This window comes from Pandoraea sp. PE-S2T-3 (assembly GCF_002179965.1).
Taxonomy (GTDB): Bacteria; Pseudomonadota; Gammaproteobacteria; order Burkholderiales; family Burkholderiaceae; genus Pandoraea.
The window spans coordinates 450,769-470,775 of sequence record NZ_NGUQ01000014.1 but is presented as its reverse complement, the minus strand read 5'-3'; the positions used below and the strand labels follow the sequence as shown (position 1 = coordinate 470,775).

Sequence of the window (20,007 nt, the reverse complement as noted above, 5' to 3'; positions counted from 1 at the left end):
CCGTCTGGCGCCGTTGCGCATCACGCTTCGCACAACGCTTCGAGACTGGCCAGATCGCCGCGCTGGGCCAGTTGATGCACCTGACGCGCGAAGCCGTCGAACTGCGGTGCCTGTTCGCTCAACCCGCAGGCCCAGTCCATCAGATCGGTGATGGCGCCGAGCGCGATCAGCTGACGGGCTTGTTGCAGGTGTTCGGGCGGCGGACGCACGATGACGGCATTGGCCTCGTCATGCGCCGGGGCCCGGACGTCATCGCGTTGCAGGTCGAGCAAACGTGCGAGCGTGTTGCGCAGGTCGGCGAGTTCGATCGGCTTGAGCAGGCAGGCGGTATAGCCCCCGTCCGACGCCACCACCTGCGGCGACGCCGAAATGGCCAACACCGGCATGCCGGGCCAGTAACGTCGCACCGCGCGCGCGACGCTCAGCCCGTCGGCGTTCGGCATCATGTGATCCGTCAGCACCAGATCGGGGGCCGTCTCAAGCGGATTGCCCAGCGCGGCAATCAGCGCGACGCCGTCGCCGAACGTGCTCACGGTGAAGCCCAGACTGGCCAGTTCGTCATGCAGGAACTGGCGGATTTCAGGGGAATCTTCTGCGAGCCAGATGTGATGGCCGGTGCCGTCGAGCGAGGGGAGTGCATGCATCGCGCCTGCGAGCGACTGCGCCACAAGATCGCCTTCGTGCGCGATCTGTAGCGGCAGCGTGAACGCCACGCGTGTGCCCACGTTGGGGGTGCTGTCGATGGAGATCGTGCCTTTCATGCGCTCGACCCATTGCCGCACGATGGCCAGACCCAGCCCGACACCGGGCAGCCGCCGCGCACGGTCGAGTCGCGCGAACGGTTCGAACACACGCGACAGGTCTTCCTTCGCGATACCGCAACCGGAGTCTTCGACGCCGAAACACACGTGGACCAAGTCACGTCGCGTAATGTCGGGCGATGCGGAGAGCGCGAGAGTGATGGTGCCGTCGGCGGTGTACTTCGCGGCGTTGTCGAGCAGGTTGCCCAGCACCTGCCGCACCCGTTTGGCATCGAGGGTGAGCAACGGCGGCAACGTGGCGCGAATGTCGAGCAGGAACGCATTGCCGTGCTTGCGCGCGAGGCTCATGCCCTCCTGCGCGACGCCGTCGATGAAGGCGTGGGTGTAGACAGGAGCGACGTGCAGCGCGTCGGCCGCGCCACCGCCGGCGTATTCGATCAGGTCGTTGATCATCGCGAGCATGTGATGCGCGCTGCGACGGATGATGCGGCCCCGGTCGGCGTCTTCGCGCCCGCCGGCCTGAACGAGATCGGCAAAGCCGATGATCGACGTGAGCGGCGTGCGCAGATCGTGGCTGATGCGCGCAAGGAAGTCGCTCTTGGCGCTGCTGGCTTCGTCGGCGGCGATCAGCGCGGCTTGTAGCTCACGCGTGCGCGAATCGACGGCGTTGGCGAGTCGCGCCTGTTCTTCGCGACGGGTCTCCAGCACTTCCTGCCGGGCAGCGCGCTGCTTGCGTTCCAACTCACGCGAACGGCCGGCCACGATGACCGACAGCATGATCAGCACCGACAAGTTGGTGCTCCACGCCATCGCCGTGTTGGCCAGCCAGTCTTCCGGCAACAGGCCCCTGATGATGGCCAATCGCCAGAACAACACCACGCAGCCCGGCGAGAACGACAGCAGGCACAGCCGCGCGTTATTGAGGCCCCGCCGCCAGCCGTCGAGCATCGACACCACCCAGACGACGTTGAAGACGCTGAGCAATTGCAGATGCGTGAAGGCCGCCGCGCGGTGATCGCCGAACGCCACCCAGACGGTCATGCACGCCATGATCGCGATCATGGCGCGATAGACCCACCGCCAGAGCCGCACCCGGTTGAGGCCCGAGAAGATGACGACCATGGCGCTGAAGACGCCCGCCGTGAGCGTCGAGAACAGACTCGGCGCGCGGACGATGAATTCGCCCCCCTGCGGCAGGATGTAGCGGTAGATGAAGCCTTGGAACGCCATGTCCTGCGCCACCTGCGTGAGCGTGGTGAGCGCGAGCAGGGTGAACACGATGTCGCGCCGCGCGATGCCGAGTACGAGCGTGTACAGCGCAATGGTCAGCATCGAGCCGGCCAGCAGCATCGCCACCATGGCGTTGCGCGATTCGATTCGCCGGAAGTCGTCCGGCACCCACAGTTGCGGCACGATGCTGACCGACGAGCGGGTCTGCACGCGAACGGCGAACGTCAGGCTTTCGCCGGGGGCCAGCGAGATCGGGAAGACGGATGTCTCGGAGCGAATCGGATGCCGGGCGAGCGGCACGGTGTGCCCTGCAAGCCATGTGATCGTGGGTTGCGTGGTGCCGGTGGGCATCGCGTAAAAGCGCACGTCTTCGAGCCGCACGATGCCGATGCTGAGCCAGCGGGTGACCGGCTGGGTGCTGGGATTATCGATGACCCCGCGAATCCAGAACGCCGACTCGCTGTAGCCGGGGTTGAGCATCTTGGGCGTGACGTCGCGCCAGCCGGGGGCGGCGAGCGCTTGCGCCGCGTCGAGCTTGGCCGAGGGGTCCACCAGCAGGCGCAGTTCCTTGTCGAGCTTGAGCGGCGACGGCGCGTCGGCGATATCGATGGCTGATGGTGATGGCGATGCCGTTGCCGCTTCCGATGTCGATGTCGAGACCGGCGTGGTGGCGAACGCACCGTGGGCGAGCGTCAGCCAACCGAGCAGTATGACAATGGCCCACACTGCCCGCCGCCATCCTTGCGCCGGACTTCCCGCAGGCGCAGCGGTCATTGCGACGATCCCGGCGCGTCCCCGGGGGCGGCATCACCGGTGCGTGTGTCTTGGCTATCGGGCGTATCGGGCACGGTGTGTGCGCCGCGCTCGCGAAAGCCGCTGGGCGGCATGCCGAAGCGCTCGCGAAACGCGGTCGCGAAGTTGGCTGCGCTGGCAAAGCCGACGGCACTGGCGATGTCCTGCACGTCGAGCGAGGTCTCCGTCAGCAGGCGGCGCGCTTCCTTCATGCGCTCTTCGCGCAGAAAGTCGAAGACGGTCACGCCCACGCAACGGCGAAACGCCAGATTCAGCCGCCGGGTGTTGGTGCCGACGGCGTTGGCCAGTCCCGCCAGTTCCGGCGTGACGTCGAGCTGACCCAGCAGCAGCGCGCGCGTGGCGCGATAGAGCACGGCATCGAGCGTGTGGGCCTGCACCGGCAACGGTGCTTCGTGGGCGATCGCCGCCACGGGTGCGGCGGGCATGGCCGCAGTGGTCGTGGCGGCCGGCGCGGGCGCATTGGCCTTGAGGTGAATCGACAGGCGCAGGCGCACTTCTTCGAAGTCGTAGGGCTTGGTCACATAGTCGACCGCGCCCGCCGTAAGGCCGGCGACGCGCTCGCCCGGCAAGGCGGCGGCGGTGAGGAAAATCAGGGGAATGTGGCGCGTGCCGGGGTCGGCCTTGAGCAGGCGGCAAGCCCCGAGCCCGTCGCAGACCGGCATGCGGATATCCATCAGGATGAGATCGGGCTGCACGGTGCGCGCCTTGGTGTAGCCATCGCGGCCGTCCTGCGCGATGTAGACCCGGCAGCCTTGCTGGCTGAGGAAATCCATCAGCAGCATGCGGTCTTCCTGATTGTCGTCGACCACGAGCACGCGCGCGCCGGACAACTGGCGGGCATGGGCGGAGGCGGACCATGGAGTGCCGGCACGGCGTGCAGCAGCCGTGGAATGAACTGTGCCGGACGGCGGCAAGGGCAGGGGGCGATCGCTCATGATGGCCGTCATTCTTTCACATTCGATCCGGCGTACCGGGGGGATGTGGCGCGTTTTGCCATGCACGCCAAATATTTTTCCGTCAGGCAAACGTCACATGCTGTCGGGCAAAGGTGTCGTGCCGTCTGGCAATAGCGACTCAGGTAAGGTCAGCCGTCGGGTTCGCCGCAGCGATGACCGGCGTGCAGGCGATCGGGGGGTCGTTTGCCGTTGGCGCGCTGCTCTGTGCGAGCCCGGCCCCCCCGGGGGGGACCGGACACCGGTTTTGCAAGCCTGCCGATACCCTGACGAAACCTTATTCCGGTTCGGTCCACACGACGTTGGCGCCGACCGAGCACAGGTTCTCGACAAAGCGCGGATGCGCGCGTTTGATCGGCAACGCATTCTTGATCGTCGATTGGCCGTCGATACTCGACGCCACCATCAGCAGCGCAATCGCCACCCGAATGATGTACGGACTCTCGACCACCGCCGGCGAGAGCGGAATGCCGCCGAACGTGATCAGGCGATGCGGGTCGGACTGAAACACGTGCGCGCCGAACTTCGACAATTCCGTCGACCAGCCCATGGCACCGTCGTAGACCTTGTTCCAGAACATGGCGCTGCCTTCGGCCTTCACGCCCAGCGCAATGAAGATCGGCAACAGGTCGACCGGGAAATAGGGCCACGGTGCGGCTTCCACCTTCGTCAGAATGTTCTTCGTGAACGGCGTCTGCACCTTGAGCGGGCCCTGCGCCGTGGCGGTGGACCAGCCGTCGCGATGCTCCACCTTCACGCCGAATTTGGCGAACGTGCGGTCGATCAGCGGGAACTGCTCCGGGGCGGTGTTCTTGACGGTGATCTCGCCGCCGGTAATCGCACCGAGCGCGAGGAACGTGGTGATTTCGTGGAAGTCTTCCGAGAAGCGGAATTCACCGCCGCCGAAACTCGACACGCCTTCGATGGCCAGTTGCGAGGTACCCACGCCTTCGATCGGCACGCCCAGCATCTGCATGAAGCGGCAGAACTCCTGCACGTGCGGCTCCGACGCCGCGTTGTTCAACTGCGAGCGTCCGTTGGCCGAGGCGGCGCACAGCACGAAGTTTTCCGTAGTGGTAACCGACGCGTAGTCGAGCCAGTGGTGAATCGCCGGGCGGGCGCTGTCGGCGTGGATGAGCAGCGAGCCTTCGGTGCGCTCGACGCGTCCGCCGAAGTGGCGCAGCACTTCAATGTGCGGATCGATTTCGCGCACACCCAGCGTGCAGCCCTTGATGTTGTCTTCGATGCGCGCGACGCCAAAACGCGCGAGCAGCGGCGGCACCAGCATGATCGACGAGCGCATCTCTTCGGGCAGATGGTCGGTGCGCGGGTCGAACTTCGTATTCAGGTGATGCACGTCGAGCGTACCGGCGTCGAAGTCGACGCTGACATCGCTGCCGAGCTGGCGAAAGATGTCGAGGATCTTGCGAACGTCGGTGATCTCGGGCACGCCGATGAGGCGCACCGGCTTGTCGGTGAGCAGCGTGGCGCACAGCACCGGCAGGACGGCATTCTTGTTGGCGGAGGGGGTGATGCGGCCGCGCAGGGGCTGGCCGCCGTGGACTACCAGATGGGACATGGGCTTCCTTCGGGCTTCTTGCGTCAAGCGGGGTGGTCCGTGAATCCGTGAATCGGTGGATCGGGGGATCGGGTTGAGGCGAAATATACCCCGATTGCGCCGGGTGTGCGACGTGACCCGTGCGTCGCCGCTCAGCGCACCGCCGCGTTGGCGAATGCCTCGGCAAAGATCGCGTGGAAGTCGGGGGTCTCGGCGGCCGCCGCCCGCGTGAGTACGCGCGCTTCCAGCTCGTCCAGATGGGCTGTCGCCAATGCCACCGCCGCCTGCGTTTCGCCTGCCCGCAGCCGGGCCACCAACTGCGCGTGCTCGGTGGGCGCGCAATGGATGAACTCCGCCGGGTCGAACAACGCCTTGTAGAGCTCGGTTTTCGCGACCAGTTGACGGGCGAAGGCTTCGAGCTCGGCGCTGTTGGCCGTGTCGATCAACTTCAGATGGAATTCGCCAGCGAGCCGGATCGAGCGCTCGTGCGTGCCCTGCGCATGCGAATCGGCCTCCTCAGCCACGTGCGCGTCGAGCTGCGCGAGTTGCACCGTGCTCAATTGACCGCAAACACTCGTGATCACGCCGGTTTCCAGCACGCGCCGGGCGCGGTAGGTCTGGCGGATGTCGTCAAGCGAGGGTTGCGGCACAAAGGCGCCGCGATTGGGTTCGAGCACCAGCTTGCCTTCGAAGCCCAGCCGGGCGAGCACCTTGCGCACCGCCCCGCGCGTGCAGTCGAACGCCTGCGCGAGGTTGCGCTCGCGCAGCGGCATGCCCGGGCGCAGCTTGCCCGAGAGCAAGGCCTGCGAAATGGCGGCATACACCCGTGCCTCGATTTGCTGTCCCGCGCTCCCGGCGCCGAGGGAATCTTCTGCCGGTGCCTCGTGGGCCTCTGCGGTGCGGCTCAAACCAACCCTCCTCATGAATCGAAATGCGAACCCGGCCGTAGACCCGGCGGCGGACTCAACGGCGAATTGCCAGCAAATTCTTTACACCCGTGCGCCAGCAAAGCCCCGGCAGACGTGTCTGTGGGGCGCATTGTACCCGTCGCCTCCATTCGCTTGTTCGTCTGCGGAAAACCCTCGGTTTGACCCTTGCCGCCCCCGCGACCTTGCATTTTGGCATCGCACTGCCGATAATGGTCAACAAAAATGGTTAACCATTTTATGGCTAAAACCATCGAGCCGCACGACAGCGGCCATCCCCCTTGGATTTGTTTGGGTCTGGAGACGTCATGAAACTCGTACATTGCCTGGCCGCGTTGCCTATCGCGGCCTTCTACAGCGGCGGCTGGCTCGCCGAACATGTGGGCACCCGGCTCGCCGGTCTGCCGTTCCTGATGACATGGAACATCGTCTGGTTGCTGCTCACCTCGGTTGTCATGGTGGTGATGTTCCGCTTTGACGGTTCACGCGAGGCCGCTGCGGCCGACCGTGCCAGCGCGGCGTCCGCCGCCAAGGGCCAGAAGGCCCCGGGAGCCGCGTCATGAATGCCGCACTCACCGTGATTGCGGCGTTTCTCGCCTTTGCCTTGTTTATCGGCCTGCGCGCACGCCGCGGCCGCAAGATGAGCCTTGAGCAATGGGCCGTGGGCGGGCGTGGCTTCGGCACGCTGCTGGTATTCCTGTTGATGGCCGGCGAGGCCTTCTCGACTTTCACGTTTCTGGGCGCGAGCGGTTGGGCCTACAGCAAGGGGCCGCCCGCGTTCTACATCCTCGCTTACGGGGCGCTCGCTTATCTGCTCGGCTACTGGATGCTGCCGGCGGCATGGCGTCACGCCACACGTCACAACTGCGTGTCGTTCTCGGACTTCTTCGCCACGGCGTACCGCTCGCGGGCGCTGGGCGTGGTGGTGTCGCTGGTCGCCGTGCTGGGCATGAGCGCGTTGCTGATCATTCAGTTGCGCGGGCTCGGCATCATCGTGTCCGAAGCGTCGTACGGCACGATTACGCCGACGGTTGCGATCTGGTGCGGTGCCATCGCGATGGTGCTCTACATCACGGTGTCGGGCATCCACGGGTCGGCGAGCATCGCGATTTACAAGGACATCCTGATTCTCGTGATCGCCGTGTTCCTCGGCATCTATCTGCCGTTGCACTACTTCGGCGGGTTTGGCGAAATGTTCGACCGTATCGAAGCGGCGCGTCCGGGCTTCCTGCAAATGCCGACGAGCGGTCTCACGCTGTCCTGGTACAACTCGACGATTCTGCTGACCTCGCTGGGCTATTACCTGTATCCGTACGTCTTCACGTCGGTGTACGCGGCGAAGAGCGAGACGGCCGTGCGGAAAAACACCATCCTGATGCCGCTGTATCAAATGGTCATCGCGTTCATGTTCTTCGTGGGCTTTGCGGCGATTCTGCAAGTGCCGGGGCTCACCGGTGCCGATTCGGATCTGGCGTTGCTGCGCATCGTGAAGCAGACGTTCTCGCCGTGGTTCGTCGGCGTGATCGGTGGCGTCGGGGTGTTGACCGCGCTGGTGCCGGGTTCGATGATTCTGCTCAACGCGTCGACGCTGCTCGCCAAGAACGTCTATCGCGACGGCTTTGCACCGCACGCCAGCGATGCCTTCGTGGCCAAGCTCGCCAAGCGCGTGCTGCCGGTCTTCGGGCTGGTTGCGGTGTTCTTCGTGTTGCGCGGTGGTGCGACGTTCGTCGCGCTGGCGCTGTTTGCATCGAGCTTGCTCACGCAGTTGTTCCCGTCGTTCGTGGCCAGTTTGTTGCCGCGTCCGTTCGGCAACAAGTACGGCGCGTTTGCCGGGATTGGGGCGGGCGCCGTGGTGCTGGCGCTGGCCGTGACGCTCGACGTCAATTTGCATACGTTGCTGCCGGGCGCACCGGACACGGTGGCATCGATCAACATGGGGCTCGTCGCACTGGCCGTGAACGCGGTAACGTTCGTGATCGTCAGCGTGTTGACGCGGGCTCGCAATGTGGCGCCGGGACTGGCGCAGGGAACTTGATTCATGACCGCACTGGAAACTCTGGAAATTCGCAATGCCCGCGCACTCGACGGGTCGCCCGTCGCCGTGCGCATCGAACGCACGGCCGACGGCCGGGCGACGATTGCCGCCATCGGGGCGTCGTTGCCTGATGCACCCGCTGCGGCCGGCGGTATCGAGGCGATCGATGCGCAGGGCGCGCTGCTGATGCCCGGTCTGGTGGAAGCGCACACGCATCTGGACAAGACCGCGTGGGGCATGCCGTGGTACGTGAACGAATGCGGTTCGCGCCTGATCGATCGCATCGACAACGAACGGGCGTGGCGTGCGAGCAGCGGGCATGATGCCGGTGCCGCCTCGCTCGCGCTCGGCCGTGCGTTTCTGGCGGCCGGCACGACGCGACTGCGCACCCACGTCGACATCGATACCGACGCCGGGCTGCGCCATCTCGACGGCGTGCTTGCTACCCGCGAGACGCTGGCCGACACGCTCGACATGCAGATCGTGGCGTTTCCGCAATCGGGCGTGCTCGATCGCGAAGGCACCGTTGCCCTGCTCGACGAATCGCTCGCGCGCGGTGCCGACGTGCTGGGCTGGCTCGACCCGTGCGCCATCGACCGCGACCCGGCGAAGTCGCTCGATGCGATGTTTGCGCTGGCCGACAAGCATGGCTGCCCCGTCGACATTCATTTGCACGAGCCGGGCGAGATGGGCGTGTTCTCGTTCGAACTGATGCTGGAGCGCATTGCTGCACTCGGCATGCAAGGCAAGGTCGTCGTCTCGCACGCGTTTTGTCTGGGGGAACTGGACGCCGCGCGTGCCGAGGCGCTGCTCGCTCGCCTGGCCGACGCCGGTGTGTCGCTCATCACGACCGCGCCGCCGTCGCGCGTGGTGCCGCCGCTGATGGCTTGCCGCCGTGCCGGTGTGCCGCTCGCGGGCGGTAACGACGGCATTCGCGATACGTGGACACCCTATGGCTCGCCAGACATGCTGGAGCGCGCCATGATGATCGGCCTGCGCTACAACCTGCGCCGCGACGACGAGCTCGACATTGCGCTCGACTGCGTGACGCATCAGGGCGCGCAGGTGTGCGGCTTTCAGGACTACGGCTTGCAGGTGGGCGCACGCGCCGATCTGGTGCTGGTGGATGCCTTGAACGCCGCACAGGCCATCGTCACGCGTGCGCCGCGTCGCTGGGTGGTGGCGAACGGACGCGTTGTCGTGCGTGAGGGCATGGCGGTATGACGCTTTGGCTTGCGATTGTCGCGGTCGGCCTGACGCTGCGCCCGACACTCACGTCCATCAGTCCGCTGCTGCCGCAGATTCGCGAAGCCACCGGGATGAGCTTTCCGGTGGCGGCGCTGCTCACGTCATTGCCCGTGCTCGCCATGGGCGCGGGTGCCTTCGCCGCCAGCAGCCTGACGCGGCGGCTGGGCGAACGGCGCGGCGTACTACTCGGACTGGCGGCGCTCGCGCTGGCGTGTGGCGTGCGATTCGTCGCCGACGACACGGTGCTCATGCTGGCGACGGCGCTTGCGTCGGGCATCGGCATCGCCATCATTCAGGCATTGCTCCCCGGTGTCGTGAAAGCGAACTACAGCGCCGCGCGCATGACTGCGATGATGGGCATTTATTCGGCGGCGCTCATGGGCGGCGGCGGGCTGGGCGCTGCGGCGAGTCCGTGGGCGTCGTCGCTGGCCGACGACTGGCGCGTCGGGCTGGGGATGTGGCTCGCCGTGGTCGGTGCCGCCGCGCTCGCGTGGTGGCGCGCACCGCTCGGCGTTCCTGCGGTGACAGGGGTCGAAGTTTCGGAGGCGCTGGCGGCGCGCCACGCCGAGTTGTTGGGCAAACATGGCGAATATGGCAAGAAGCGCACAAACGCGAAGCCTGCGACGAGCGCCGCGACGCGTGAGCCTTCCATGCTCGATCTGCTGCGCAATCGCCGTGCGTGGACACTGGCGGTCTATTTCGGTCTGATCAACTGTACCTACACGACGATGGTCGCGTGGCTGCCGCCGTTTTATCAGCAGGCGGGCATGAGTGCGACGCAAAGCGGTGCGCTGCTCGCCGGGCTGACGGCCTGTCAGGTCGTTGCGGCGCTGGCCTTGCCGTGGCTGGCGCGGCGCAATGTCGACCGTCGCCGATGGCTCACGCTGGCGCTCGTGGCGACGCTCGCCGGGCTGGTCGGTCTGGTGTTCGCCCCCGAGGCGGCGCCGTGGCTCTGGATCGGTGCAATCGGTTTCGGACTGGGCGGCACGTTCTCGCTCGGCCTTGTCCTCGCGCTGGATCATCATGCGCACCCCCGCCATGCGGCCGCGCTCGCGGCGTTCATGCAAGGCGTGGGCTTCTGCATCGCGGCACTGGCCCCGTTCGCCGCTGGCGCGGTGCGTGCGCTGACCGGTGGTTTCACCCCGGCGTGGGTTGCCCTCGTCGGCGTGAACCTTGCCCTGATTGCGCTGACCTGGCGCTTCGATCCGGAAGGTTATGCGTCGGCGCTCGGCCGGCGATTCTCCCTACCGTGATTCCGGTCATCCTGTGCGTCCCGTTGCCGCACGGGGCGGCACACGAAGTCATGCGACCCGCAAGCGTCAGGCTTCGCACGCGTTGCGCACGCGAGACACGCTTCGGACACGCAAAAATCATGCGAGCCCCGCGGCAATTCACGCTAAGATGACCCATCGTGTGATGCCGCAGCGGGACTTCGGCGCGAGACCGGTGTCCTGACTTTGCACTTCCAGAAATCAGGGGAGAACGGATGCTCGGAATGGCGCGCTGGACAGTGGGACGACCGCTCGGGACGATGCTCGGCGCGCTCGCATTGTTCGCCACCTGCGCCGCGAGCACCGCCGTTCTGTTTCCCTCGACTGCCACGGCCGCCGATACCTCAATCGTCGGCAAGCTTTTCCCGAAAGCGGCCTCGGCGCCTTCTGCGGCTTCGTCTCCTTCCGCCGCCTCTTCCGCTTCTTCATCTTCTTCAGCTTCCGCCGCAAGTTCCGCTACCGCTACGCCTTCGTCTGCCGCCACGGGCACCGATCAGCGCGTGTTGCGCAGCGACGGCGCGAACGTCATGTTGCATGTGTTTCGTCCTAGCGTGGCGTGCAACGGACTCGCCGTGCTGAGCCCCGGCGCGGGCGACGACCGTGACGCGCTGGCGTGGCTTGGCCGCGCACTCTCGCAATACGGCTGGCTCGCCATCACCATGGCGCATAAGGAAGACAACGGCCGCGACGCGTTACGCGATCGCGTGCGAAGCGGTGGCATGCGCGACGGTTCGCTGGCGCTTCCTACGGATCCCGAAGTGTATGACGACCGTCTCGAAGACACAGGGGCGGCACTGCGCTGGGGACGCTCGCAATGCCGTACCGGCCCCACCGTCTTCTTCGGCCATGCGGCTGGGGCGGCGACAGTGATGTTCGAGGCCGGCGCAAAGAACAAGCTCGGGCTGGACAGCGACGACCGTTTCGATGGCTACGTGGTGCTCTCGCCGCAAGGGCCCGGCCCGATCTTTCCGGCCGGGGCATGGCATGACATCCGCAAGCCCATGCTGCTGGTCACGGGCACGCGCGACGCGCCGCTCGACGGCAAGTGGCAGGAGCGCACCACGCCTTATGCCGATCTGCCGCCGGGCTGCCACTGGCTTGCCGTGGTCGACGGTGCCACGCACTACAACTTTGCGGGCTTCGGCTACGGGCATCCCGATATCGAGGCGAAGGTCCTGCCGCTGATCGAGCGCTTTCTCGACAACCTGCGCGCGCACCGATGCGCGGTGCCCACACCGGCGGCGGGCGTGAAGCTCGACACGAAGTAAGACACCCATGGCCGAACAAGACCTCACCCGCGGACCGATCGGCAAAACCCTCTTCTGGTTCTCTCTGCCCGTGCTGGGCAGCAACGTGCTCCAGTCGCTCAACGCGTCGATCAACGCGATGTGGATCGGGCACTATCTGGGCGAGTCGGCGCTTACGGCAGCGTCGAACGCCAACATCCTGCTGTTCTTCCTGCTCGGTGTCGTGTTCGGCATTAGCATGGCCAACACCATTCTCATCGGCCAGTCGATCGGTGCGAAGAATCACGTGCTCACGCAGCGCATCGTCGGCACGAGTGCGACGTTCTTCGTGCTGATGTCCACGGCGGTGGCGGTCTTCGGCTACATCTTCACGCCGGAATTGTTGAACGCGTTGGGCACACCGAGCGACGCTCGCGCGTTTGCCGTCGCCTATCTGCGCATCATCTTCGTCGCGCTGCCGGTGATGTACTTCTACAACTTCGTGATGATGGCGTTGCGCGGCGCGGGCGACGCGCGCACGCCGTTCCGCTTCATGCTGCTCTCGGCCGGGCTGGATGTGGTGCTTAACCCATTGCTGATCTTCGGCTGGGGGCCGGTGCCGCCGTTAGGCATCGCGGGGTCCGCCGGGGCCACGCTTATCGCACAGACGGTGAGTCTCGCGGCGCTGCTCTATACGCTCTACCGCCGGCGCGATCCGCTGTGGCTGCCGCGCAAGGACTGGCGGTATTTGCGGATCGACCCGGGGCTGCTGCGGCTGATCGTCGTGAAGGGCCTGCCGATGGGCCTGCAAATGGTGGTGATCTCGTCGTCGGCGATGGTGATGATGGGTTTCGTCAACGGCTACGGTTCGCAGACGACGGCGGCGTACGGCGTGGCGTCGCAGTTGTGGACGTATGTGCAGATGCCGGCGCTGGCCATCGGTGCCGGTGTGTCGTCGATGACGGCGCAGAACGTCGGCGCGGGGTTGTGGGACCGGGTCTCGCGCATCGGACGCGTCGGCGTCGGGTTGAATTTCGTCATGACAGGCACGCTGGTGGTGGCCATCCTGCTGTTCAACCGCCAGTTCATGAACGCGTTTCTGCCGGACGACGGTTACGCGATTTCGGTGGCACAGCACATCAACGCCGTGGTGGCGTGGTCGTTCGTGCTGTTCGGCGTGACGATCGTGTTGTTCGGGGTGGTGCGTGCGACAGGGGCGGTCACCGCGCCGCTGGTGATCCTGTTCGTCTCGCAATGGGTGATCCGGCTGCCGTTTGCGTGGCAGTTGCAGAAGTCGTGGGGCGCGGAGGCGATCTGGTGGAGTTTCCCGCTGGGGTTTGGGGTGTCGCTGGTGATGGCGCTCATCTACTACAAGTGGGGCAACTGGCGTGGCGTGCGGATGTTGCCGCGCGCCGCGCCGCCAGCGGTGGCGCAATCGGCTGACGCCGCGAGTGCCGCCGCCGGGCCGTCACCTGTGCCGGTGCCGCCGGTCGGTGGCGGAAGTGGCGGTGGCAGCGGGCTGACGAAACCCGCCAGTCACGGTGAAAGCGAACGCGACCCTCGCGAGTGAGCTTCGGACTACGCTGCTTCGATTCACACGGCTTAGATCCACAATGCTGCGGACTCGGCCATCGCGCTTCGCAACCACGTCAACAACGCTTGCGTCGCGGGATTCGCATCGAACGATTCGCGCGCGAGCGCCACGTAGGCCGAGCCATCGCGTACGAAGCCGTGCGGTGCGATGAGGCGTCCGGCGCGCAGTTCGTCGCTCACCATGTACACCGAACCGATGGCCGCGCCCAAGCCCGCGCCTGCTGCCTGCAAACTCAAATAAAAGTGCTCGAAGGCCGGTATCGGACTACCGGATGCCCGCGCGCCGTAGCGCCCCGATGCCGGTGCATGGCCTTCGCCTTTCATCGCCCGCTGCCAGTCGTGCCATGCCTGCGGCCGGGTCCGCGTGTGTAACGGTGCCGGGTGTTCTGCCTCGAAGGCGGCTGGCAGACCGACCGGGCCGATCCACTCGTCGGCGAGCGGCTCGGCCACCAGCGAATGTCCCCAGAAGAAATCGTTGCGCCGGATCGCGACGTCCACGCCCGCGCTCGCCAGATCGATCAGTCCGCCGGCCGAATGCAGATGCAGCGCGATGTCGGGGTGCGCTTGCGCAAAAGCGCCCAGACGCGGAATCAGCCAGCGCATGGCCAGCGTCGGTTCACACGAGACCACCAACGTGCGCGAGGCCGCGACCGGTCGCAGGTTCGCCACCGTCTGTGCCAGTTGTTCGAACATCTGCCGCGTCGTGGCGTGCAGACGCTCACCCGCAGGCGTGAGAAAGACGGCGCGGTTGCGGCGTTCGAACAGCGGCAGACCGAGCGCATCTTCGAGCGTGCGTATCTGGCGGCTGACCGCGCCGTGCGTCACGAACAGCCGTTGCGCCGCCCGGGCAAAGCTCAACTCGGTGGCGGCGACATCGAAGACTTGCAGTGCATGAAGGGGCAGGGGACGGTCCATGCGTGAGAAATTATCACGTATCGGCGTGAGAAAGGATCGTTTTTCATAGCGCCTCATGTTCTGCAAAATTTCACTTGCTGGGCTTTGATGGCATCGCCGTGGGGGCGGTCTCCGGCCCGGATACGTGAGTTCTCATCATGCAAGAGTTATTGGCCGTCATGACAATCACCGTGCTGGCCGTGATCAGCCCGGGTGCCGATTTCGCCATGGTCACGCGCGCGAGCTGGCAGCACGGCCGCCGTGCCGGGTTATGGGCGGCACTCGGTATCGCAGCAGGCGTGCAGGTGCATGTCTTCTACACACTGGTCGGCGTCGGGCTACTGATGACGCGGCTGCCGTGGCTGTTCTCGGCCGTCAAATGGGTCGGAGCGGGCTATCTGATCTATATCGGCTGGCGCACCCTGCGAGATCGCTCGCCGGTGGCGGATGCCACGCAAGAAAGCAAGCAAGGCGAGACAGCGCAAGGGGACTCGTCGATATCAACCGCACACTCGCCAGAGGAAGGGCATTCTCACTGGCGCGCCTTCCGGACCGGTTTTTTCACCAACACGTTGAATCCGAAGACGACGCTGTTCGTCGTCAGCACGTTCACGCAGGTGGTGCACGCCGGCACGGGCTGGAAAGTGGGACTCGCCTACGGGGCGTTCATGTCGCTCGCGCACTGGGCTTGGTTCAGTCTGGTGGCGCTGGGCTTCTCGGCGGGGTGGATGCGTGCGGCCATGGTGCGCCGTCAGCACGCGGTTCGCCGTACGATCGGTGGCGCGTTGATGGCGCTGGGGGGATTGCTCGCGTTCGCCAATCGGTGATGGACGCCGGAAAATCGTGACATCGCGCGACATCCGGGCGCGGCGCGGGAATATCGCATCGGAAACACCGGCGCGGGGCGAAGAAAGTGGCAAAGAAGGGCCAAAGAAGCGACGAAAACTGTACATAAAACGTAAAAATCGCCCCGTTTTTCGTATAAGTCACAAATGGTCACAAATTAGTGACCCCGCTGAATCGGCGACGGCGCGGACGATTGGGGTAATGTGAGTGCCCGCTTCGAAGGTTTTGCCGGTGCGGCTTTGGTCAATCGGCAAATGAACGGGTAAAATTGCGCGTTCAGCGCACGCTGGCTACGGTCAGTACGCGCGTTACACGCTACCCCCACTGCCGATGGAATTCCTGCCAAATACGATTTCCCGCATGATTTCCCACCGTGCTCTGCGTCTGGCGCTCGCCGGCATGCTCAGTCTCTGCGCGCTGGTGTCGGGCGCGGCGCACGCTTTCTCGTTCGACGACGTGGCCAAGCAAGCCCGCGCGCTCGCGAATAGTCGCTACAAGCCGACCGATCAGAACCTGCCCAAGGATCTCCAGAACCTCACGTACGACCGCTATCGCGGCATCCGCTTCAAGCCCGAAAAGGCATTGTGGCGTGCACAGAAGCTGCCGTTCGAGCTGATGTTCTTCCACGAGGGCTCGTATTACGACCGGCCGGTCAAGATCAATGAACTCATCGGCAACAGCGTGCGCGAAGTGCGCTACATGCCCGATCAGTTCGATTTCGGCACGGTGAAGGTCGATCCGAAGCAATTGCGCGGGTTGGGCTACGCGGGCTTTCGCATTCACTATGCGGTAAACACCCCCAAGTACAAGGACGAGGTCATGGTGTTCCTCGGCGCGAGCTATTTCCGCGCCTTGGGCAAGAACCAGACCTATGGCCTGTCGGCGCGCGGACTGGCGCTGGACACGGCGCTCAATTCCGGCGAGGAATTTCCGCGCTTCACCGAGTTCTGGATTCAGCGTCCGGCACCGGGCGCCAAGGACCTGACGATCTTCGCGCTGCTCGATTCGCCGCGTGCGACGGGCGCGTATCGCTTCACGCTGCGCCCGGGCGTCGATACCACCGTGGATGTGAAGGCCGAGTTGTTCCTGCGCGAGAACGTGACCAAGCTGGGGTTGGCGCCGCTCACCAGCATGTATTTCTTCGGCGAGAACCAGCAACCGCCGGCGCCGGACTATCGTCCGGAAGTGCATGACTCCGATGGCCTGTCGATCCAGTCGGGCACGGGCGAATGGATCTGGCGTCCGCTCGTCAATCCGAAGCGTTTGCTGGTCTCGTCGTTCTCGCTGTCGAACCCGGCCGGCTTCGGCCTGTTGCAGCGTGATCGCGACTTCAGCAGCTATCAGGATCTGGAAGATCACTACGAGTCGCGCCCGAGCGCCTGGGTCGAGCCCAAGGGCAAGTGGGGACAGGGCCGCGTCGAGCTGGTGCAGATTCCGACGCCCGACGAAACGAACGATAATATCGTCGCCTATTGGGTGCCGGATGCGCCGCCCAAGCCCAAGCAGCCTTATGCGTTCGAGTACAAGCTGTCGTGGCAGAAAGATAACGACAAGCGCCCGCCGATGGCGTGGGTGACACAAAGCCGCCGGGGACATGGCTACCGGGGAAAACCAGACGATAGTCAGCTGTTCGCCATCGATTTCGAAGGACCGGCGTTCAAGAAACTGCCGGACGACGCCAAAGTCGAAGGCAATGTGACGACTGACGCGAACGGCAAGATCCTCGAAGTACAGACGCAGCGCAATGACGTCACGGGAGGCTATCGCGTCATGCTGCGCATGCGCCGCCTCGATTCCGAGAAACCCGTCGAAATGCGCGCTTATCTGCGCAACGGCAGCAATACCCTATCCGAAACGTGGAGCTACCTGTTACCCCCCGAGTGAGCGACCGCTCCGATATCCCGGTCGACGAGCTTTACGTCGACCGGCTGCCCCTGCCCGCCGAAAAGCGCCGCGCATTGCTGGCTCAGGCACAGCGTGACGGCGGCGATTCGCTCGACGTGCTGACCCGTATCCAGCGTCTGCTCACCGCTCGCATTGCGAATGGTGAGGAGGTCGCGGTGGTGCCGCCGAGCGATGTTGCCGCGGACGTTGAGGGCATGGAAGCCAACGATGCCGATGCGGGCGATGCCGCGACCGCGCCAGCGCCAGCGCAAGACGCTGCCGGAACGCAGGCGATTGCCTCGCCGGCAGGCGTGCTGTCGCCCGTTGCGCCGACGGCGTGGCACGCGCCCGATATCGCCGAAATCGAATCCGACAGCGACGCCGTGCTGGCGTCGCAACCGGCGCGTCTTTCGCTCACGGAAGGCGGTTCGCTCGCGGCCGCCGCAGGCCTGAACGAGGTGCGCGGTGTCGAGACGCTGCGCATTGCGCCGCCGGTGCGCCGCACGTCGCTCGTGCCGCGTCCGTGGTCGCTCAATCCGCTGGGACGTCTCTGGCGCGCCATCACGGGCCGTAAAGATCCCGATCCGCTGGTGCGTGACGCCCCCGATCCGAAAGGCCGCTGGTCGCAGGCGGGACGTCGCCGCCGCTGGACGCTGCTCGCGCTGATGATCGCGCAGACGGCGCTCGCCACGCACTTCATGGCGTCGGTGTTGCCGTATCACGGGGCCGATCCGCTCGAATTCGCCGTACTCGCGCTGTTCGTGCTGCTGTTCGGCTGGGTGTCGGCAGGCTTCTGGACCGCGATCTTCGGCTTCTTCGTTCTGCTGGTCGGTGGCGAGCGCCACATGATCTCGAAGATGGCGGCGGGCGACGCGCCGATTGCCGCCGATGCGCGCACCGCCATCGTGATGCCGATCTGTAACGAAGACGTCGGCCGCGTGTTCGCGGGCCTTCGCGCGACGTATGAGTCGCTCGCGAAGACCGATTCGCTGGAGCGGTTCGACTTCTTCATCCTGTCGGATTCGAACGAGGCCGATAACTGTACGGCCGAGGTCGATGCGTGGCAGGCACTGTGCCGCGAAGTCGGGGGGTTCGGCCGCATTTTCTATCGCCGGCGTCAGCGCCGCGTGAAGCGCAAGAGCGGCAACCTCGACGACTTCTGCCGTCGCTGGGGCAGCAACTACCGCTACATGATCGTGCTCGATGCCGACAGCGTGATGAGCGGTGAGTGCCTGACCAAACTCGTGCGCATGATGGAATCGCACCCGAGTGCCGGGTTGATCCAGACCGCACCGCTGGCCGCAGGGCGTGAGACGTTCTATGCGCGCTTGCAGCAGTTTGCCGGGCGCGTGTACGGTCCGCTCTTCACTGCCGGGCTGCATTACTGGCAGTTGGGCGAGTCGCACTACTGGGGCCACAACGCCATCATCCGTCTCAAGCCGTTCATGGAGCACTGCGCGCTCGCGCCGTTGCCGGGCAAGGGCGCATTGTCGGGCGCGATTCTCTCGCACGACTTCGTCGAGGCGGCGCTCATGCGCCGTGCCGGCTGGGGCGTATGGATTGCCTACGATCTGCCGGGCAGCTACGAAGAAATGCCGCCCAACCTGCTCGATGAACTCAAGCGCGACCGCCGCTGGTGTCAGGGCAACCTGATGAACTTCCGGCTGTTTCTCGCCGAGGGGATGCACCCGGTGCACCGCGCCGTGTTCGTGACGGGGGCGATGGCTTATGTCTCCGCGCCGTTGTGGTTCGTGTTCCTGATTCTGTCGACGTGCCTGCTGGCCAAGCACACGCTCGTCGTGCCGGAATACTTCACGGCACCGCGTCAGCTCTTCCCGGTCTGGCCGGAGTGGCATCCCGAGCGGGCGCTGGCGTTGTTCTCGGCGACGGCCACGCTGCTCTTCCTACCGAAGATTCTGGCGGTGCTGCTGATCTGGGTGAAGGGAGCGAAGCGTTTCGGCGGCTGGCTTGCGGTGACGGTGAGCATGTTCATCGAGCTCGTGTTTTCCGCCGTGCTGGCGCCGGTGCGCATGTTGTTCCACACGCAGTTCGTGCTGGCCGCGCTCACCGGGATCGCGATTCAATGGAAATCGCCGCCGCGTGAGGACGCCGAGACGCATTGGGGTGAAGCGATTCGCCGCCACGGTCTGCAAACGATCATCGGCATGGGCTGGGGCGCGTTGGTGTACTGGCTCAATCCCGATTTCATCTGGTGGCTCATGCCGATCGTCGGCTCGATGATGATTTCGATTCCGGTGTCGGTATTCTCCAGTCGCGTGTCGTTGGGACGCGGGCTGAAGCGGGCGCGCCTGTTCCTGATTCCGGAAGAATCGTGGCCGCCGAAAGAACTGCGCATGACGGAGAAGTACACCGATGAGGCGCGCTCGTACGTGAACTTCGTGGATGCGGTGGTCGACCCGATGGCCAATGCGCTGGTGGCCGCGAGCGTGGCGCCGACGCACGACGATCCGAAGCACGACACGATTCGGGCCGGACGCGTCGAAGCCGCGTTGCTCAAGGGACCGGCGAAGCTGACGAACACGCAGAAGTGGGAACTGCTCAACGATCCGCGCGGGCTGGCGGCGTTGCATCTGCTGGTATGGGCCGATCCGCGTGCGCATCGCGATTGGCGCGATGCACGGGCCAATGGGTTGTCGCAGGGGTTTCTGGCGTCGGCCTGAGCGGGCTGCGCTGGCCGATCTGAAGTGACGAGGTTAAGAACAAAGGGCTGAGTCCTGTCTTGCACAGGTCTCAGCCCTTTTGTTTTGT

At 65.3% G+C, this 20,007-nt stretch carries 14 protein-coding genes; 9 read left to right on the top strand and 5 right to left on the bottom strand.

Annotated elements, in window-relative coordinates:
- Positions 1-20: 20 nt before the first annotated feature.
- The 4 genes from CDV46_RS11855 to CDV46_RS11840 form a co-directional block, all read right to left on the bottom strand.
- Positions 21-2,765 (bottom strand): ATP-binding protein, encoded by a 2,745-nt coding sequence (locus tag CDV46_RS11855; RefSeq protein ID WP_087722640.1) that lies wholly within the window; start codon positions 2,763-2,765, stop codon positions 21-23.
- Positions 2,762-3,586 (bottom strand): response regulator transcription factor, encoded by an 825-nt coding sequence (locus CDV46_RS11850; RefSeq protein ID WP_441339331.1) that lies wholly within the window; start codon positions 3,584-3,586, stop codon positions 2,762-2,764. Before CDV46_RS11850 ends, CDV46_RS11855 begins: the two co-directional genes overlap by 4 nt.
- A 448-nt stretch (positions 3,587-4,034) precedes the next feature.
- Complete coding sequence (locus tag CDV46_RS11845; protein WP_087691224.1) at positions 4,035-5,336, bottom strand: UDP-N-acetylglucosamine 1-carboxyvinyltransferase; 1,302 nt, start codon at positions 5,334-5,336, stop codon at positions 4,035-4,037.
- A 131-nt stretch (positions 5,337-5,467) separates the two neighbouring features.
- The gene (locus CDV46_RS11840; RefSeq protein ID WP_254916022.1) at positions 5,468-6,223 is read right to left on the bottom strand and encodes a GntR family transcriptional regulator; all 756 of its coding nucleotides are present in this window, start codon (positions 6,221-6,223) and stop codon (positions 5,468-5,470) included.
- Between the two features lie 326 nt (positions 6,224-6,549).
- Here CDV46_RS11840 and CDV46_RS11835 point away from each other — a divergent pair, with 326 nt between their 5' ends.
- The 6 genes from CDV46_RS11835 to CDV46_RS11810 all read left to right on the top strand — a co-directional run bounded on the left by CDV46_RS11835 (position 6,550) and on the right by CDV46_RS11810 (position 13,591).
- The gene (locus CDV46_RS11835; RefSeq protein WP_087722634.1) at positions 6,550-6,804 is read left to right on the top strand and encodes a DUF3311 domain-containing protein; all 255 of its coding nucleotides are present in this window, start codon (positions 6,550-6,552) and stop codon (positions 6,802-6,804) included.
- Positions 6,801-8,276, top strand: a complete 1,476-nt coding sequence (locus tag CDV46_RS11830; protein WP_058375984.1) for a sodium:solute symporter family protein — start codon at positions 6,801-6,803, stop codon at positions 8,274-8,276. The genes CDV46_RS11835 and CDV46_RS11830 overlap by 4 nt, the downstream gene beginning before the upstream one ends.
- Before the next feature lie 12 nt (positions 8,277-8,288).
- Complete coding sequence (locus CDV46_RS11825) at positions 8,289-9,500, top strand: amidohydrolase family protein (RefSeq protein WP_441339330.1); 1,212 nt, start codon at positions 8,289-8,291, stop codon at positions 9,498-9,500.
- The gene (locus tag CDV46_RS11820; RefSeq protein ID WP_087722630.1) at positions 9,497-10,777 is read left to right on the top strand and encodes an MFS transporter; all 1,281 of its coding nucleotides are present in this window, start codon (positions 9,497-9,499) and stop codon (positions 10,775-10,777) included. Before CDV46_RS11825 ends, CDV46_RS11820 begins: the two co-directional genes overlap by 4 nt.
- Before the next feature lie 242 nt (positions 10,778-11,019).
- Positions 11,020-12,063, top strand: coding sequence for an alpha/beta hydrolase (locus CDV46_RS11815; RefSeq protein WP_140413349.1), 1,044 nt, complete (start codon positions 11,020-11,022; stop codon positions 12,061-12,063).
- 7 nt (positions 12,064-12,070) lie between these two features.
- Positions 12,071-13,591: an MATE family efflux transporter gene (locus CDV46_RS11810; protein WP_087691230.1), complete on the top strand. Its 1,521-nt coding sequence runs from the start codon at positions 12,071-12,073 to the stop codon at positions 13,589-13,591.
- Positions 13,592-13,623: 32 nt separating this feature from the next.
- Here the strand turns inward: CDV46_RS11810 and CDV46_RS11805 are convergent, their stop codons facing one another.
- Positions 13,624-14,529 carry a LysR substrate-binding domain-containing protein gene (locus CDV46_RS11805; protein ID WP_087722628.1) on the bottom strand — a complete coding sequence of 302 codons (906 nt, stop codon included), beginning with the start codon at positions 14,527-14,529 and terminating at the stop codon, positions 13,624-13,626.
- A gap of 137 nt (positions 14,530-14,666) precedes the next feature.
- Here CDV46_RS11805 and CDV46_RS11800 point away from each other — a divergent pair, with 137 nt between their 5' ends.
- The 3 genes from CDV46_RS11800 to mdoH all read left to right on the top strand — a co-directional run bounded on the left by CDV46_RS11800 (position 14,667) and on the right by mdoH (position 19,919).
- Positions 14,667-15,335: a LysE family translocator gene (locus CDV46_RS11800; protein WP_087691232.1), complete on the top strand. Its 669-nt coding sequence runs from the start codon at positions 14,667-14,669 to the stop codon at positions 15,333-15,335.
- A gap of 379 nt (positions 15,336-15,714) precedes the next feature.
- Positions 15,715-17,238, top strand: coding sequence for a glucan biosynthesis protein G (locus CDV46_RS11795; protein ID WP_087722626.1), 1,524 nt, complete (start codon positions 15,715-15,717; stop codon positions 17,236-17,238).
- 215 nt (positions 17,239-17,453) lie between these two features.
- Complete coding sequence (gene mdoH, locus CDV46_RS11790; protein WP_087722776.1) at positions 17,454-19,919, top strand: glucans biosynthesis glucosyltransferase MdoH; 2,466 nt, start codon at positions 17,454-17,456, stop codon at positions 19,917-19,919.
- The last annotated feature ends 88 nt before the right edge of the window (positions 19,920-20,007 follow it).

Coding starts and splice junctions, on each gene's coding strand:
- CDV46_RS11845 (WP_087691224.1), bottom strand. CDS start 5,336: ATGTCCCATCTGGTAGTCCACGGCGGCCAGCCCCTGCGCGGCCGCATC.
- CDV46_RS11795 (WP_087722626.1), top strand. CDS start 15,715: ATGATTTCCCACCGTGCTCTGCGTCTGGCGCTCGCCGGCATGCTCAGT.
- CDV46_RS11815 (WP_140413349.1), top strand. CDS start 11,020: ATGGCGCGCTGGACAGTGGGACGACCGCTCGGGACGATGCTCGGCGCG.
- mdoH (WP_087722776.1), top strand. CDS start 17,454: ATGGAAGCCAACGATGCCGATGCGGGCGATGCCGCGACCGCGCCAGCG.
- CDV46_RS11805 (WP_087722628.1), bottom strand. CDS start 14,529: ATGGACCGTCCCCTGCCCCTTCATGCACTGCAAGTCTTCGATGTCGCC.
- CDV46_RS11850 (WP_441339331.1), bottom strand. CDS start 3,586: ATGCTGCTGATGGATTTCCTCAGCCAGCAAGGCTGCCGGGTCTACATC.
- CDV46_RS11800 (WP_087691232.1), top strand. CDS start 14,667: ATGCAAGAGTTATTGGCCGTCATGACAATCACCGTGCTGGCCGTGATC.
- CDV46_RS11855 (WP_087722640.1), bottom strand. CDS start 2,765: ATGACCGCTGCGCCTGCGGGAAGTCCGGCGCAAGGATGGCGGCGGGCA.
- CDV46_RS11835 (WP_087722634.1), top strand. CDS start 6,550: ATGAAACTCGTACATTGCCTGGCCGCGTTGCCTATCGCGGCCTTCTAC.
- CDV46_RS11820 (WP_087722630.1), top strand. CDS start 9,497: ATGACGCTTTGGCTTGCGATTGTCGCGGTCGGCCTGACGCTGCGCCCG.
- CDV46_RS11810 (WP_087691230.1), top strand. CDS start 12,071: ATGGCCGAACAAGACCTCACCCGCGGACCGATCGGCAAAACCCTCTTC.
- CDV46_RS11830 (WP_058375984.1), top strand. CDS start 6,801: ATGAATGCCGCACTCACCGTGATTGCGGCGTTTCTCGCCTTTGCCTTG.